The organism is Nonomuraea rhodomycinica (assembly GCF_013363995.1).
Classification (GTDB): Bacteria; Actinomycetota; Actinomycetes; order Streptosporangiales; family Streptosporangiaceae; genus Nonomuraea; species Nonomuraea rhodomycinica.
On sequence record NZ_JABWGO010000001.1, the window covers coordinates 672,093 to 686,995 of the forward strand.

The following is a 14,903-nucleotide window of genomic DNA, read 5'->3' on the forward strand; positions in this document are numbered from 1 at the left end:
CGCGCCCCCGCGGATGCAGGAATGTGGGGGCGTCCGTTCGTTCGATCCCCCGGGTGGTGACCCCATGCGCGTGCTCATCCAGCTCCGCCCCTCCCCCGACGTCGTCGAGGCCGTCGTCAACCGGCCCGCCGATCCCGGCCGCGGCGCCACCGTGGCCGACGTGGCCGACGGCCTGCCCGGCGTCGCGCTCGACCACGCGTACGCGCCGGTCGCCCTGCCGCGCCCGGTGCCGCCGCCCGGCGGCGACCCGCTGTCGCTCAACCAGCCGCTCGGCTTCTCGCTGGCCGCCGAGGACGCCTCGGTGCTGGTGCGCGGCGTCATCGCCGACGACGAGGTGGCCGCCCGCGTCGCCATGCTGTCGTCGCTGCGGCCCGACGTCACCGGCGTGTTCGCCGACCCGGTCATCCACACCACGCTGACCTGCGGCGGCGACCCGCCCGTCGGCACCTGGCACGACGTGGAGCGGCTGCTCGGCGCCGACGCGCTGCGCGCCGAGGGGCTCGACGGGGCCGGCGTGGCGCTGGCCGTGCTCGACACCGGGATCAACCTCGCCCACACCGAGCGGCAGCTCGGCCGCGACGTCATCCTCGACGCGGCGCGGAGCTGGATTCCGGCCGGGGTCGACGGGCGGCCGGGCCAGTTCGCGGTGAACCACGGCACGATGTGCGCCTTCGACACGCTCATCGGCGCCCCCAGGGCCACGCTCGTGGACGTGCCGGTGCTGCTGTCGCGCCGTCCCGGCGGCTCGGCGCTCGACGGGCTGCTGTCGGACGCGGTGGCCGCGTTCGCGCACCTGCGCGGGGTGCTGGCGGCGCAGCCCGCCGAGACGCGGGCCCTGGTGGTGTCCAACTCGTGGGGGTCGTTCTCCCCCGAGTGGGACTTCCCGGTCGGCCATCCGGGCAACTACTCCGACAACCCGGCGCATCCGTTCAACCTCATGGTCACCGCTCTGGACGAGGCGGGGGCCGACGTGCTGTTCGCGGCGGGCAACTGCGGCCGCCAGTGCCGTGACGGCCGCTGCGCCTACCCCGACCGGCCGATCGTCGGGGCCAACTCCCACGCCAAGGCGCTGTCCGTCGGCGGCGTCGACATCAGCGGCGAGCGGGTCGGCTACTCGTCGCAGGGGCCCGGGCGGCTGACCGCCCGCAAGCCGGACGTGTGCGCCTACACGCATTTCTCCGGCTCGCGGGCGTTCGGCGACGCCGAGCCCGACTCGGGCACCTCGGCGGCCACGCCGGTCGCCGCCGGGCTCGTCGCGGCGATCCGCACCCGCTGGCCGTGCACCCGGCTGTCGCCGTCGCAGCTGCGGGCGCTGCTGCGCCGCACCGCCGACGACCGCAGCGCGGTGGGCTTCGACTTCGACTACGGGTACGGGGTCATCGACCCGGACGGGATCGTGGCGGCGCTGCGGCGCCGGTCCGCCGCCTGAGCGCCGGTCCGCCGCCTGACCCCTGGTGGGGCCGCCCGCGTGTTCAGGCGTTCGCGCGGCTGAACACGCGGGTGCCGACGGCGACGCTCACCACGGCCAGCGCCGCGGTCACCGCCACGCCGAGCCCCACGGTGCCGGTGGCGTAGTGCCCGGCGAACAGGTCGCGCAGCGCCTCCAGCACGTACCGGAACGGGCTGATCCGCGAGAGCACGTCGAGCCAGCCGGGCGCCATCGACATCGGCAGGAACGAGCCCGACAGCAGCGCCAGCGGCATGACGACGGTGCTCATCACGGGCGCGAACAGGTTCTCGTCGATGGTGAGCGCCACCGCGTACGACAGCGAGGCGAGGCTCGCGCCCAGCACGACGACCAGCGCGAGCCCCGCGAGCAGGCCGGCGGCCGGGGCCCGCAGCCCGAACGCGTAGCCGGCGGCGACGAGCACCAGGGTCTGCACGACGAGCGCGGCGACGTTGTTGAGCACCCGGCCGAGCAGCAGCGCCAGGCGGCTGGCCGGGGTGACGCGCAGCCGTTCCAGCACCCCGAAGCGCCGCTCGAAGACCACGCCGAACCCGGCCATGCCGGTGCTCACGAGCCCGAGCTGCACGATCAGGCCGGGCACGAGCGTCTCCCAGGTGCCGATCGTGGCGAAGATCGGCCCGAACAGCACGAGGAACACCATCGGCTGGATCGCGCCGAAGACGAGGCCGAACTTCTGCTGGAACGTGGTGGCGAGGTTGTGGCGGAAGAGCAGCCACGTGTCGCGGGCCGCGGACCCGATCACGCGGGCACCTCCTCGCGCAGCGAGCGGCCGGTGATGTCGAGGAAGACGTCGTCGAGGGTGCGCCCGCCGGCCTTCAGCTCCGCCGGGGCGCCCTCGGCGACGATCCGGCCGTCGTCGATGATCAGGAGGCGGTCGCAGAGCGCGTCGGCCTCGTCGAGGTAGTGCGTGGTGAGGAACACCGTCATCCCGTGGTCGGCGCGCAGCGCGCGGATGTGGTCCCAGAGGTGGGCGCGGCTCTGGGGGTCGAGCCCCGTGGTGGGCTCGTCGAGGAAGAGCAGCGGCGGGCGGTGCAGCAGCCCGAACGCCAGATCGAAGCGGCGGCGCTGGCCGCCCGACAACGCTCCGCCGGGCAGGTGCTCCATGCCGGTGAGTTCCAGCAGGGCCAGCACCTCGGCGACGCGCTCGCGCGCCCGCGCGCGGTCCATGCCGTACAGCATGGCCTGCAGCACCAGGTCGCCGGCCGGTGGGGCGGCGAGGTTGACGCCGCCGGACTGCGAGACGTAGCCGATGCGCCGCCGCACGCCCGCCGGGTCGGCGAGCAGGTCGTGGCCCGCGACCGTGGCGCTCCCCGAGGTGGGGGCCAGGAGCGTGGTGAGCATGCGCATGGTCGTGCTCTTGCCGGCGCCGTTCGGGCCGAGGAAGCCCACGATCTGGCCGGCCTCGACCGTGATGTCCACGCCTTTGACGGCTTGCACGCCGTTCTTGAAGGTCTTCGTCAGACCTTGGGTCTCGATCAATTTCATCGCCTCCAAAATTACAGTAGCCACAATTTTGGAGTGACTGCAAGTTGGGTAGCATGGCCCCATGGAGGAAGGACTGCGCGAGCGCAAGAAGCGGGAGACCCGCCGGCGGATCTCCGACATGGCCACGGGCCTGTTCCTGATGCGCGGCTTCGACCAGGTCACGGTGGCGGAGGTGGCGCGCGCGGCCGACGTGTCCGTCAACACCGTCTTCAACTACTTCGGCACCAAGGAGGACCTGTTCCTCGACCGGCAGGCCGATCTGGAGGAGATCTACCGGGGGGTCGTCCGTGACCGGCGGCCCGGCGAGAGCGTGGCGGACGCCTTCCGGCGCGACTTCCTCGACGCGCTCGACACCGGCGACTGGCGCTACGGCTTCCACGAGGGGGCCGAGGTGTTCGGACGCGTGATCGCGGAGAGCCCCGCGCTGCGGGCGCGGACGCTGGAGATCGAGCGTCAGGTGATGGCGTGCGTGGCCGCCGCCATCGCGGAGGAGACCGGCGCCGACCCCGACGACGTACGTCCGGAGCTGGTGGCGGCGCAGATCCTCAGCACGACGCGGCTGCTGTCACGGCACGCGCTGCGCCGCCGGGCGGCGGGCGAGAGCCCGCGCGAGACCGAGGCGTGGCTGCGCGAGCAGGCCGAAGCGCTGTTCGACCTGCTGGAGTCGGGGATCGGCGACTACGGCCGGCGCCCGCTAGTTGTTGCTGATGACGGCGAGGCCGCCGGCGACCACGAAGATGATCACGTAGAGGGCGACCATGGCCGCCCATAGGCAGGTGCTCACGATGCCGCAGATGCGACCGGCCTGCACCATGCCGCGGTTCTCGAAGTAGTAGCCGCTGCCGTCGATCTCGCGCAGCGCCTTGTTGCCCATCACCCACGCGAACGGGCCGAGCAGGCCGCACACGACCAGGCTGAGGATGCCCAGCACGAGGATCGTCGTGCCGTTGGGGTGGGTCTGGGGCGGCGGCCCGTAGGGAGAAGGGCCGTAGTTGGGATAGGACATCTGCGCACGCCCCTCGTCGGTCGCCTGACAGCCGGTTTTTTATACCACGAAGACGACCGCCCAGGCATTTGACCTAGCGCTTGCTACGGCTACACTCGCGGCATGATCCAGGTCCTCAAGCCCTTCGCCCAGTGGATGGCCTCGACCGACTGGTTCCTCAGGGTCGGCCCCCGGTTCGTCCCCAAGCTGGACCGCGCCCTGTACCGGCTGACCCGCGGCAAGGTGATCAGCAGCGACCACGTGGTGCCCTCGCTCGTGCTCACCACGACCGGCGCCAGGACGGGACAGCCGCGCCACTCGCCGCTGGCCTGCCGGCCCGAGCCCGGCGGCGGCTTCCTCGTCGTCGGCAGCAACTTCGGCCGCGAGAAGCACCCGGCCTGGACCGGCAACCTGCTGAAGACGCCGCAGGCCGCCGTCACCTACAAGGGCCGCGAGATCCCCGTGACGGCCAGGCTGCTGACCGGCGAGGAGCGCGAGGCGGCCTGGCGCGGGCTGGTGGAGCAGTGGCCGCTCTACGAGCGGTACGTGGAGACGGCGGGCGGCAGGGAGCTGCGGGTCTTCCGCCTGACCCCGAGATGATCAACAGCGTGATCGTCTGCGGGATGATGGTGGGGTACCACCGAGATCCCTAGGAGCCCCCTCCCGTGCGCGAACGCGTTCACGCCGTCGTCACGAGCCGCCGTTTCCAGCAGCTCATCGTCGTCGTCATCCTCATCAACGCCGCCACCCTCGGCCTGGAGACCGTGCCCGCGATCGCCGCGGGGCACGAGGCGACGCTCAAGGTGATCGACCACGCCGCGCTCTACGTCTTCGTCGCCGAGCTGCTCGCCAAGGTCTACGCCGAGCGGGCCCGCTTCCTGCGCGACCCCTGGAACATCTTCGACGCGCTGATCGTCGCCATCGCGCTGGTCCCCTCGACCGGCGGCCTGTCGGTGCTGCGCTCGCTGCGGATCCTGCGGGCGCTGCGCCTGCTGTCGGTGGTGCCCAGCCTGCGCCGCGTGGTGTCGGCGCTGCTGCGCGCCATGCCGGGGATGAGCTCCATCGTGGTGCTGCTCGCCCTGGTGCTGTACGTGGCGGGGGTGATGGCCACCAAGCTGTACGGCGGGGCCGCGCCCGAGCGCTTCGGCAGTCTGCCCGCCTCGCTGTTCACGCTGTTCCAGACCATGACGGGCGACGACTGGGGCAACATCGCCCGGCAGGTGATGACCCTGCACCCGTCGGCCTGGATCTTCTTCACCGCGTTCATCCTGATCTCGACGTTCATCGTGCTCAACCTGTTCATGGCGGTGGTGGTGAGCGCGATGGACGAGGAGTCGGCCGGCGAGCGCGCCGAGCCGCGCGGGGCCGGCGACGAGCCGGCGGCCTCGGCCCGCGCCGCCCTGGAGGAGTCGGCCGCCGCCCACCGCGCCGTCCTGGAGGAGCTGGCGGCGCTGCGCCGCGAGGTCGCCGCCCTGCGGCGCGACGGCGTCCTCGACGGGGCCGCCCGGGCCGGCGGGCTTCCGGCGGGAGCTCAGCGGGAGTAGAACTCCACGACGAGCTGCTCGTCCACCGGCACCGTGATCTGCTCACGCTCCGGCCGGGCCGTCAGCGTGAAGCGCAGCTCGGCGTGGTCCACCGACAGGTACGGCGCGATCCGCTCGTCGGCGTGGATCCCCTCGGCCGCGGCCACGAACGGCTGCATGCGCCGCGACCGCTCCCGGACCGAGACGACCTGGCCGGGCTTGACGAGGTAGCTGGGGATGTCCACCTTGCGGCCGTCCACGGCGATGTGGCCGTGCGTGACGTACTGGCGGGCCGCGTAGATGGACGGCGCGAGTCCGGCGCGCAGCACGAGGGAGGCCAGGCGGCTCTCCAGCAGGGTGACCAGCTCCGCGCCGGACGCGCCGGGCTTGCGCACGGCCAGGTCCCAGTAGCGGCGGAGCTGGCGCTCGGACACGTCGTAGTACCAGCGCAGCTTCTGCTTCTCCATCAGGCGCAGGCCGTAGTCGCCGGTGGTGCGGCGGTTGGTCTTGCGGCCGTGTTCGCCCGGCGGGTAGGGACGCTGCTCGAAGTAGCGGAGGGCCTTCCTGGTCAGCGGCACGCCCGCGCGGTGGGACAGCCGCACCTTGGGACCGGTGTAGCGCACGTTCACCTCATGTGATTAGGTAATCCTTACTTAGGTAAGGCTAACCTAGTCTTCGCGTTGATCTCAAGGAGCCGCCATGCCGCCCATCGCCGAACGCGTCCGCACGCTCGCCGCGACCTCCTCCGTCGCCCGGGTGTCCCTCGACGGCGTCCCCTGCCCCGCGACCGGCGGCGTGGACGAGCGCGGCCGGCCCGTGCTGCTGGTGCGGCCCGGCGAGCCGCTGCACGGCCTGCGCGAGGACGCCGTGGTCGCGGTCAACCTCACCGCGACGCGCCGCCTGGGCGCGGCCGAGCACCCGCGCGGGCTGCTGGAGGTGCAGGGCTGGGCGATGGCGGTGCCGGCGGAGGAGGCGCGGGCGGCGGCCGTCGCGGTCGCGGCGCGCAGCGCGGACGAGGCGCTGTTCACGGCGCTGGAGCGCTTCGGCGAGCCGTCCGCGCCCCGGCTGCTGCGGCTGGACGTGGCGCAGGTCGTCTACCTGACCGGGCACGAGTCGGGCGTCCTGGACGCCGGCGAGTACCTCGACGCCGTCGCCGACCCGCTGACGGAGACGGCGGAGCGCGTCCTGGCCCACGTCAACGAGGCACACCGGGCGCAGCTCGCGAACGGCGTGGCGGCCCTGCTCGGCGAGCCCGCCCTCGCGGGCGAGGGCCTTCTCGCGGAGGAAGGCCGGCTCGCGGACCAGAGCTGGATCGCGGGCGAGGGTCCGCGCGGCGGCACCGGGCACGCCGGCGCTCTCCACGACGACCGGGTCGGCAGCGGGGCGGGCGCGGGCGGCTGCGGCAGCCCCGGTGCTCCCGGCGGCTCGCGGTGCGGCGAGGTGTGGCTGTGGGAGCTCGACAGGTACGGCGCGACGGTGCGCGTGGAGGAGTCGCTGGTCCGCTTCCCGTGGCCGGCCACGGTGGCGACGGGCCACGACCTGGAGGCCGCGCTGCGCGGCCTGATGTGCACCTGCTGAAGCCGGACACGACCCGACCCGACCCGACCGGCGACGACACCGGGCAGGGGCACGCCCACCGCGCGCCACCCACGAGGCACCGGCACCCAGCCGGGCACGGGCCGCCCACCAGGCGTCGGCATCCAGCGGGGCGGGGCCGCGCACCAGGCATCGGCACCCAGCCGGGCGGGGCCGCGCACCAGGCACCGGCCACCATCTTGATCACGATTGTCGCGGGGCGGCCCATCCGGCTTCCCCCACTCACTATCATCGGCGGCTGTGACCGAGACCGAGCCGCGCAGACGTGTCCTGATGGCCGCCGGTGTGCTGACCGGCGTGGTGATGCTGAGCGCGGCGGCGATCCTCGGCCTCGGTGAGCTGGGCGGCGCGTCGCTGTCCCCGGTCAGCCTTCCCGACGGCGGCGGACGCCCGCCGGCGCCGGTCACGGCCGCGGCCACGCGGGTCAGCACGGCCAGCGCCCCGGTGACCCGCCCCGCGCACCACGGTCCCGCGCCCACGGCCGTGCCGTCGCCGCGGTTCACCCGTACGGCCCCGCCCACCGTCACCCCACCGCCCCGCACCGCGCGGGTCACCCCGGCCCCGCGCCGTCACACCACGACCGCGCCGCCCGTGACGCCCGGCGAGGCGGCCGTCACCCCGGTGCGCTCCCGCAGGCCGGCCACCGTCCCGCCGACGCCCGTGCCCACGCTCTCGGACGTCGTCTCGGGCACCCCCGGAAACCCCGCCGGGCACACACCGCCCGGCCACACCCGGCGCCCGGGCGACGGAAACGGCAACGGAAACGCCGCGGACTGACCGCGGACCTTCCGCTCGCCGTCCTGCCTCCTCACCTGGAGGTCCGGAGCCAGGCGTTCGGGACGCAGGCGCGTGCCGCGCTGCAACCACGCGAGAGTCGTCAGGCGCGCCCCTTCCGGGGGCCGAATGGGGCGACGCGGACCACGTCCCCGCCACCTCGCGGGCGACCCGGGAGCCGGGGCTTGGAGAGGGGGCCTGCAGCCGGAGCCCGGACACCGGAGCGCGAGCCTGGAGCCCGGAGACCCGAGCGCGAGCCTGGAGCCCGGATGCCGAGCGCCGGGCGCAGGCCGGGGCCCCTGGGCGGCGGGTGGTGTCAGGAGGCGCGGTGGGCGAGGCTCTCGTCGACGGCCTCCGGTGACAGGACGCTGTCCAGCACCATCACCGCGCACCCGCTGATCCCCGCGCCCGCGCCCAGGCGGCTCGGCTCGATGCGCAGGCGGCGCGTGGCCAGAGCCGTCGAGCGGCGGTAGACGACCTCGCGGATGCTCGACACGAGCGGGCCGAACGCCTCGGCCACGTCTCCCCCGAGCACCACCACCGACGGGTTGAGGATGTTGACCGCGCCGGCCAGCACCTCGCCGATGCGCCGTCCCGCCTCGCGTACGGTGGCCATCGTCTCGGCGTCGCCGGCCCGCACGAGCGCCGTCACGTCGGCGATCGTCTTGACGTCCTTGCCGGCCGCGCGCAGGTCGCGCAGCAGCGCGGTGCCGCTCGCCACCGAGTCGACGCAGTCGACGTTGCCGCAGCGGCACAGGACCCCGCCGCCGTCGCGGACCGGGATGTGCCCGATCTCGCCGGCCGCGCCGAGCGCGCCGCGCAGGATGCCGCCGCCCGCGATGACGCCGGCGCCGATCCGGGTGGAGACCTTGACGAACATGAGGTCGTCGAGGTCGGGGTAGACGCCGCGGTGCTCGCCGATGGCCAGGGCGTTCACGTCGTTGTCGACGAGCACGGGCACCGGGAACCGCTCGCGGACGATCGGCGGGATGAGCACGCCGGTCCACGACGCCATCACCCGCACGCTCTCGGTGCGGCCCCGCGCGAACTCGACGGTGGCGGGCACGCCCATGCCGACGCCCTTGACGTCCTCGCGCGGGCGGTCGCCGAGCAGGTCGTCCCAGGTGTCGAGGAGCAGCGGCAGCACCACGTCGGGGCCCTGCTCGACGTCGATGGCGAAGTCGCGGCCGGCCAGCTCACGGCCGGCGAGGTCGCACACGGCGACGCGGGTGCGGCTCGCGCCCAGCGCGGCGACCAGCACCACCCCGCCCGCGGCGTTGAACTCCAGCCGCACGGGCGGGCGTCCGCCGGTGGAGGGCGCGTCGGCCCGCTCCACGACGAGGCCCCGTTCGATGAGCTCGCCGACGCGCAACTGCACCGCGGGACGCGACAGGCCGGTCACCCGGCCCAGGTCGGCCCGCGTGACCGCCTCACCGGAGCGGATGAGGCGCAGCACCTCGCCACTCGTGGCGAGGGTCGCGGCGGTACGTCGAGGCATCGGCTAAGTGAATCACAGGACATTAGGTAATGAAAAGTCGCGACTTTTTTATCTCACATGTCAAAACTCTGCTTGTCTACGACCCGAACTCTGGCTAGTGTCCGTTCTGTCCTTCTTGATAGATCAACGGAGCCTCGTCGTGTCCCCCCTGAGCTCGTCACCCGGCGCCACCGCACCCGCCGTCCCCGAAACCGCGCACACCGCCGACCTGATCGTCTTCGGCGGCACCGGCGACCTGTCCATGCGCAAACTGCTGCCGGCGCTGTACCACGGCGACCGCGAGGGACGGCTCGCCCCCGGCACGCGGGTGATCGCGATGTCCCGCGGCGGCCTGACCGACGAGGACTTCCGCGGCAAGGTGGACGCCGAGGTACGCGACCGGATCCCCGGCGGCGACCCCGAGGTGTGGCGGCGTTTCCTGGGCCGGTTGCACCACGTGTCGATCGACGTGGGCGGCCGCGTGGCCGACGGCGGCGCCGACCGGTCCGGCTGGGACGCGCTGTCGGCGCTGCTGGCCGGGCACGAGGACCGCGACCGGGTGTTCTACCTGGCCAGCCCGCCCCGCACGTTCGGCGTCTTCTGCCGCGAGCTGGCCGCCGCCGGCCTGGTGACGCCCCGCTCCCGCGTGGTGCTGGAGAAGCCCCTCGGCCACGACCTGGTCAGCGCGCAGCGCATCAACGACGAGGTCGGCGCCATCTTCGACGAGCGGCAGATCTTCCGCATCGACCACTACCTGGGCAAGGAGACCGTGCAGAACCTGCTCGTGCTCCGCTTCGCCAACGCCTTCCTGGAGCCGATCTGGAACTCGCTGTGGATCGACCACGTCCAGATCACCGCCGCCGAGACCGTGGGCACGCCGGGCCGGCGCGGCTACTACGACCACGCGGGGGCCCTGCGCGACATGGTGCAGAACCACCTGCTCCAGCTTCTCTGCCTGACCGCGATGGAGCCGCCGGCCCGCAACGACCGCGAGGCGATCCGCGACGAGAAGGTCAAGGTGCTGCAGGCGCTGCGGCCGATCACCGGCGGCGAGGTCGAGCGGTTCACCGTGCGCGGCCAGTACGTGGAGAGCGGCGACATGCCCGGCTACCTGGACGAGCCCGCCTCCACCCCGCCCACCGACGAGTCGCGGCGGGTGGAGACCTTCACCGCGATCCGCGCCGAGATCCGCAACTGGCGCTGGGCCGGGGTGCCGTTCTACCTGCGCACCGGCAAGCGGCTGCCGCGCCGCGTCTCGGAGATCGTGGTGCAGTTCAAGGACGTGCCGCACTCCATCTTCCCGGGCGGCACGCCCAACCGCCTCGTCCTGCGGCTGCAGCCCGAGGAGGGCATCCGGCTGCACATCATGGCCAAGGAGCCGGGCGCGGGCGAGGTCACGCTCAAGCCGGTGCCGTTGACCCTCAGCTTCGGCGAGACGTTCACCGCGCGGGTGCCGGAGGCGTACGAGCGGCTGCTCATGGACGTGCTGGCCGGCAACCCGACCCTGTTCATGCGCCGCGACGAGGTCGAGGCCGCCTGGCGGTGGATCGACCCCATCCTCGCCACCTGGGAGGCGTCGGACCAGCTGCCCGAGCCGTACCCGGCGGGCTCGGCCGGGCCGGCCGGCGCGCACGAGCTGCTCGCCCGCAGCGGCCGGGCCTGGCACGAGGACGTCTCATGACCGCCCGCGACCGCCGCCGGACCGAGAAGCCGAGCCCGACCCCGAACCCGAGCCCGACCCCGAAGCCGAACGCGACCGAGAACCCGAACGCGGCCGTGTGCCCGACGAAGGAGCGTCCATGAACCCCGTCATCCAGGAGATCACGGGCAGGATCGCCGAGCGCAGCCGCGCCAGCCGGACCGTCTACCTGGACCGCGTCCGCCGCGCCGGCGAGGCCGCCCGCGCCAAGGGCCCGGCCCGCGCCCACCTGGGCTGCGCCAACCTGGCCCACGGCTTCGCCGCCGCGCCGGCCGAGGACAAGCCCGCCCTCATGGGCGCCGCCAAGCCCGGCGTGGCCATCGTGACCAGCTACAACGACATGCTGTCCGCGCACCAGCCGTACGAGACGTACCCGCCGGAGCTGAAGGCGGCCGTGCGGCGGGCCGGCGGCGTGGCGCAGGTGGCGGGCGGCGTGCCGGCCATGTGCGACGGCATCACCCAGGGCCGGGCCGGCATGGAGCTGTCGCTCTACAGCCGTGACGTGATCGCCATGGCGACCGCGATCGCCCTGTCGCACGACATGTTCGACGCCACGCTGCTGCTGGGCGTCTGCGACAAGATCGTGCCGGGGCTGTTCATCGGCGCGCTGCACTTCGGGCACCTGCCGGCGATCTTCGTGCCGGCCGGCCCGATGACCTCCGGGCTGCCGAACAAGGTCAAGGCCCGCACCCGGCAGCTGTTCGCCGAGGGCAAGGTGGGCCGCGGCGAGCTGCTGGAGGCCGAGGCCAAGTCCTACCACTCCCCCGGCACCTGCACCTTCTACGGCACCGCCAACTCCAACCAGGCGCTCATGGAGGTCATGGGCCTGCACCTGCCGGGCTCGACGTTCGTCAACCCGCACACCGAGCTGCGGCACGCCCTCACCGAGGCGGCCGGCCGCCGCGCCGTGGAGATCACCGCGCACGGCTCCGAGTACACGCCGCTCGGCGAGCTGGTGGACGAGAAGGCCATCGTGAACGCCTGCGTCGCGCTGCTGGCCACCGGCGGCTCGACCAACCACACGCTGCACCTCGTGGCCATGGCCGCCGCCGCGGGCATCGTCCTGACCTGGGACGACCTGGCGTGCCTGTCGAAGGTCGTGCCGTCGCTCACCCGCATCTACCCCAACGGCCAGGCCGACGTGAACCACTTCCGCGACGCCGGCGGCATGCAGGTGCTCATCGGCGACCTGCTCGACGCGGGCCTGCTGCACGAGGACGTGATGACGGTCGCCGGACGCGGTCTCGGCCGTTACCGCTCGGCCCCGGCCCTGGAGGACGGCGCGCTGGTGTGGTCGGAGGTCACGGGCGGCAGCGCGGACCTCGACGTGCTGCGTCCCGTCGCCGACCCGTTCTCCGCCGACGGCGGCATCCACATGGTCGACGGGAACCTCGGCCGGGCCGTGAGCAAGGTGTCGGCCGTCAAGGCGGAGCACCTGGTGATCGAGGCGCCGGCCAAGGTGTTCGACGACCAGCTCGACCTGCTGCGCGCGTTCGAGGCCGGCGAGCTGGACGGGCAGGACTTCGTCGCCGTCATCCGCTACCAGGGGCCGAGCGCCAACGGCATGCCGGAGCTGCACAAGCTCACCCCGCCGCTGGCCGTGCTGCTCGACCGGGGCCAGCGGGTGGCGATCGTCACCGACGGCCGCATGTCCGGCGCGTCCGGCAAGGTGCCCGCGGCCATCCACCTGTCGCCGGAGGCGGCCGACGGCGGCCCGATCGCGCTCGTCCGCGAGGGCGACGTGATCAGGCTCGACTCGGCGGCCGGGACGCTGGAGCTGCTGGTGCCGGCCGAGGAGCTGGCGCGGCGCACGCCCGCCGGCCGGCCGCTCAGCGACGCCGAGTGGGTGGGCACGGGCCGTGAGCTGTTCGCGGCGTTCCGCCGCATGGCCGGGCACGCCGAGCAGGGCGCGGGCGTCTTCGGCGTCAGCGGCGCCGAGTCGCCGCACCACGGCCCGGGGCTCGGCTTCCCGGTGGAGGCCGGCTCCTCCCACCTGGAGACGGGTCTCGGCGACGCGGTCCGCGCCGGAGTCACCGGGTGAGCTCTTTCGCCTATCCGTGGCTGGTCGCCGACGTCGGGGGCACCAACGCCAGGTTCGGCCTGGTGACCTCGCCGGGGGCGCGGCCCTCGCACGTCGCGGTGCTGGCCGGGGCCGAGCACCGCGGCCTGCCGCAGGCCGTGGCCGCCTACCTCGCCGACCACGCCGGCGGCGCCCGGCCCGGGGCGGCGTGCCTGGCCCTGGCCGGGCCCGTGGACGGCGACCGTTATGCGCTGACGAACCTGCCGTGGTCCGGCTCGGCGCGCGACCTCGGCCTGCCGGAGGTGGCGCTGCTCAACGACTTCGAGGCGCTGGCGCTGTCACTGCCGCACCTGGAGGGCGACGACCTGGCCGCGCTGGGCGGCCCCGCCCCGTCGTACGGGGTGAAGGCGGTGCTCGGCCCCGGCACCGGGCTGGGCGTGGCCGGGCTGGTGCCGGTGGACGGCGGCTGGGTGCCGGTCCCGGGCGAGGGCGGGCACGTGACGCTGCCCGTCCAGGACGAGCGGGAGCTGGAGGTGCTGCGGGCGCTGCGGCACGCGCGCTCGCCGGGAGACTCGGGCGGGCCGGGCGGCCAGGTGGTGGCCGAGCACGTCCTGTCGGGACCGGGGCTGGTGCGGCTGCACCGGGCGCTGGCGGAGGTCAGGGGCGTACCGCCGGTCGAGGACACGGCGTCGGGGATCGTCGCGCGGGCCGACGACGGGTTGTGCGCGGAGACGGTCGAGGTGTTCTGCGGGCTGCTGGGGTCGTTCGCGGGCGACGTCGCGCTGACGCTGGGGGCGCGGGGCGGGGTCTACCTGGGCGGCGGGGTGCTGCCGCGGATCGCGGAACGGGTCCGTACGGGGCCGTTCCGGGCGCGGTTCGCCGCGAACCCGGACATGACGGAGTACCTGTCGGCCATCGCGACGTCGCTGATCGTCGCCCCGCAGCCCGCGCTGACGGGGGCGGCGGCGTGGCTGGCCCACCTCGCCTCCCGGGCGGGCCGTGCGTGACGACCGCGCCGCGGCACCGGCCGTGCTCCGGGCCGTGGCCTGGAGCACGGGCCGGTAGCCTGGGCGCGCCGGCCCGCTCCGGCCGGGCGGCGCGCTGCCCCGGCCCGTGACGTGAAGACGTGGAACGGCCTCCGGGCCGACGAGATCGACGACGGCCCCGAAGGCCGGCAAGGAGAAGAACCGCAGATGACGAGCCTGCTCGACCTCGCCCCCGTGATCCCCGTCGTGGTGATCGAGGATGTGGAGACCGCCGTGCCGATGGCGCGGGCGCTGGTGTCCGGCGGCCTGCCGGTCATCGAGGTGACGCTCCGTACGAGCGTGGCGCTGGAGGCGATCGGCCGGATCGCCGCCGAGGTGCCCGGCGCCGTGGTGGGCGCCGGCACGGTGCGCACCGGAGCCGACGTCGAGGCGTCGCTCAAGGCGGGCGCGTCGTTCCTGGTGTCGCCCGGCGCCACGTCGTCGCTGGTGGACGCGATGCTGGCGGGCGGCGCGCCGTTCCTGGCCGGCGCGGCCACGGCGTCGGAGGTCATGGCGCTGGCCGAGCGGGGGCTGAAGGAGCTGAAGTTCTTCCCGGCCGAGGCGGCGGGCGGCAGGCCGTACCTGAAGGCGCTGGCGGGGCCGCTGCCGGACATGCGCTTCTGCCCGACCGGCGGGATCCGGCCGGACACGGCGGCGGACTACCTCGCGCTGCCCAACGTCGGCTGCGTGGGCGGGACGTGGCTCACCCCGGCCGACGCGCTCGCGGCGGGCGACTGGGCCCGCGTCGAGGCCCTCGCCGCCGAGGCCGCGGCCCTGCGCTGACCCGGCGCCGCAGCCGTTCCGCACCGTACGGGGGCGAGCCAGGCCGAGCGGGCCGGGTCGCCACCGCG

Annotated in this window: 15 protein-coding genes; 10 read left to right on the plus strand and 5 right to left on the minus strand. The window is 74.2% G+C overall.

Annotation, left to right across the window (positions count from 1 at the left end; all coding sequences use genetic code 11):
- Window positions 1–64 precede the first annotated feature (64 nt).
- On the plus strand, window positions 65–1,429 hold the full coding sequence (locus HT134_RS03230) for a S8 family peptidase (RefSeq protein ID WP_175598727.1): 1,365 nt from the start codon (window positions 65–67) through the stop codon (window positions 1,427–1,429).
- A gap of 43 nt (window positions 1,430–1,472) precedes the next feature.
- Here HT134_RS03230 and HT134_RS45210 read toward each other — a convergent pair whose 3' ends face one another.
- Window positions 1,473–2,210: an ABC transporter permease gene (locus HT134_RS45210; RefSeq protein ID WP_312887940.1), complete on the minus strand. Its 738-nt coding sequence runs from the start codon at window positions 2,208–2,210 to the stop codon at window positions 1,473–1,475.
- Complete coding sequence (locus HT134_RS45215) at window positions 2,207–2,953, minus strand: ABC transporter ATP-binding protein (RefSeq protein WP_246363533.1); 747 nt, start codon at window positions 2,951–2,953, stop codon at window positions 2,207–2,209. The genes HT134_RS45210 and HT134_RS45215 overlap by 4 nt, the downstream gene beginning before the upstream one ends.
- Window positions 2,954–3,014: 61 nt before the next feature.
- On the opposite strand from HT134_RS45215, the gene HT134_RS03240 reads away from it, so the two are divergent.
- Complete coding sequence (locus HT134_RS03240) at window positions 3,015–3,725, plus strand: TetR/AcrR family transcriptional regulator (protein ID WP_175598728.1); 711 nt, start codon at window positions 3,015–3,017, stop codon at window positions 3,723–3,725.
- Here the strand turns inward: HT134_RS03240 and HT134_RS03245 are convergent.
- Window positions 3,648–3,959, minus strand: coding sequence for a DUF4190 domain-containing protein (locus tag HT134_RS03245; RefSeq protein WP_175598729.1), 312 nt, complete (start codon window positions 3,957–3,959; stop codon window positions 3,648–3,650). The genes HT134_RS03240 and HT134_RS03245 overlap by 78 nt on opposite strands.
- Before the next feature lie 102 nt (window positions 3,960–4,061).
- On the opposite strand from HT134_RS03245, the gene HT134_RS03250 reads away from it, so the two are divergent.
- Both HT134_RS03250 and HT134_RS03255 read left to right on the plus strand, forming a co-directional pair.
- Entirely contained in the window at window positions 4,062–4,538 is a 477-nt protein-coding gene (locus tag HT134_RS03250) for a nitroreductase family deazaflavin-dependent oxidoreductase (protein WP_175598730.1), read from the plus strand.
- Between the two features lie 65 nt (window positions 4,539–4,603).
- The gene (locus HT134_RS03255; protein ID WP_175598731.1) at window positions 4,604–5,482 is read left to right on the plus strand and encodes an ion transporter; all 879 of its coding nucleotides are present in this window, start codon (window positions 4,604–4,606) and stop codon (window positions 5,480–5,482) included.
- Here HT134_RS03255 and rpsD read toward each other — a convergent pair.
- Complete coding sequence (gene rpsD, locus HT134_RS03260; RefSeq protein ID WP_175600088.1) at window positions 5,470–6,084, minus strand: 30S ribosomal protein S4; 615 nt, start codon at window positions 6,082–6,084, stop codon at window positions 5,470–5,472. The genes HT134_RS03255 and rpsD overlap by 13 nt on opposite strands.
- Before the next feature lie 76 nt (window positions 6,085–6,160).
- On the opposite strand from rpsD, the gene HT134_RS03265 reads away from it, so the two are divergent.
- Together HT134_RS03265 and HT134_RS03270 are read left to right on the plus strand one after the other, a co-directional pair.
- The gene (locus HT134_RS03265) at window positions 6,161–7,039 is read left to right on the plus strand and encodes a DUF2470 domain-containing protein (protein WP_175598732.1); all 879 of its coding nucleotides are present in this window, start codon (window positions 6,161–6,163) and stop codon (window positions 7,037–7,039) included.
- 258 nt (window positions 7,040–7,297) lie between these two features.
- Window positions 7,298–7,834, plus strand: coding sequence for a hypothetical protein (locus tag HT134_RS03270; RefSeq protein WP_175598733.1), 537 nt, complete (start codon window positions 7,298–7,300; stop codon window positions 7,832–7,834).
- Between the two features lie 313 nt (window positions 7,835–8,147).
- Here the strand turns inward: HT134_RS03270 and HT134_RS03275 are convergent, their stop codons facing one another.
- Window positions 8,148–9,329 (minus strand): ROK family transcriptional regulator, encoded by a 1,182-nt coding sequence (locus HT134_RS03275; protein WP_175598734.1) that lies wholly within the window; start codon window positions 9,327–9,329, stop codon window positions 8,148–8,150.
- 241 nt (window positions 9,330–9,570) lie between these two features.
- Between HT134_RS03275 and zwf the strand changes: the two genes are divergently transcribed.
- The 4 genes from zwf to eda all read left to right on the plus strand — a co-directional run bounded on the left by zwf (window position 9,571) and on the right by eda (window position 14,835).
- A complete protein-coding gene (gene zwf, locus HT134_RS03280; RefSeq protein ID WP_217707469.1) occupies window positions 9,571–10,989 on the plus strand; it encodes a glucose-6-phosphate dehydrogenase in 1,419 nt (472 codons plus the stop codon).
- 118 nt (window positions 10,990–11,107) lie between these two features.
- Window positions 11,108–13,048, plus strand: coding sequence for a phosphogluconate dehydratase (edd, locus tag HT134_RS03285; RefSeq protein ID WP_175598735.1), 1,941 nt, complete (start codon window positions 11,108–11,110; stop codon window positions 13,046–13,048).
- Window positions 13,045–14,034: a glucokinase gene (locus tag HT134_RS03290; protein WP_175598736.1), complete on the plus strand. Its 990-nt coding sequence runs from the start codon at window positions 13,045–13,047 to the stop codon at window positions 14,032–14,034. Before edd ends, HT134_RS03290 begins: the two co-directional genes overlap by 4 nt.
- A gap of 186 nt (window positions 14,035–14,220) precedes the next feature.
- Window positions 14,221–14,835 carry a bifunctional 4-hydroxy-2-oxoglutarate aldolase/2-dehydro-3-deoxy-phosphogluconate aldolase gene (eda, locus tag HT134_RS03295; RefSeq protein WP_175598737.1) on the plus strand — a complete coding sequence of 205 codons (615 nt, stop codon included), beginning with the start codon at window positions 14,221–14,223 and terminating at the stop codon, window positions 14,833–14,835.
- Window positions 14,836–14,903 lie beyond the last annotated feature (68 nt).

What these genes read in the sequence shown, in the direction of transcription:
- HT134_RS03265 (WP_175598732.1), top strand. Translation starts at nt 6,161, where the DNA reads ATGCCGCCCATCGCCGAACGCGTCCGCACGCTCGCCGCGACCTCCTCC.
- HT134_RS03245 (WP_175598729.1), bottom strand. Translation starts at nt 3,959, where the DNA reads ATGTCCTATCCCAACTACGGCCCTTCTCCCTACGGGCCGCCGCCCCAG.
- edd (WP_175598735.1), top strand. Translation starts at nt 11,108, where the DNA reads ATGAACCCCGTCATCCAGGAGATCACGGGCAGGATCGCCGAGCGCAGC.
- HT134_RS03240 (WP_175598728.1), top strand. Translation starts at nt 3,015, where the DNA reads ATGGAGGAAGGACTGCGCGAGCGCAAGAAGCGGGAGACCCGCCGGCGG.
- eda (WP_175598737.1), top strand. Translation starts at nt 14,221, where the DNA reads ATGACGAGCCTGCTCGACCTCGCCCCCGTGATCCCCGTCGTGGTGATC.
- zwf (WP_217707469.1), top strand. Translation starts at nt 9,571, where the DNA reads ATGCGCAAACTGCTGCCGGCGCTGTACCACGGCGACCGCGAGGGACGG.
- HT134_RS45215 (WP_246363533.1), bottom strand. Translation starts at nt 2,953, where the DNA reads ATGAAATTGATCGAGACCCAAGGTCTGACGAAGACCTTCAAGAACGGC.
- HT134_RS03230 (WP_175598727.1), top strand. Translation starts at nt 65, where the DNA reads ATGCGCGTGCTCATCCAGCTCCGCCCCTCCCCCGACGTCGTCGAGGCC.
- HT134_RS03250 (WP_175598730.1), top strand. Translation starts at nt 4,062, where the DNA reads ATGATCCAGGTCCTCAAGCCCTTCGCCCAGTGGATGGCCTCGACCGAC.
- HT134_RS03275 (WP_175598734.1), bottom strand. Translation starts at nt 9,329, where the DNA reads ATGCCTCGACGTACCGCCGCGACCCTCGCCACGAGTGGCGAGGTGCTG.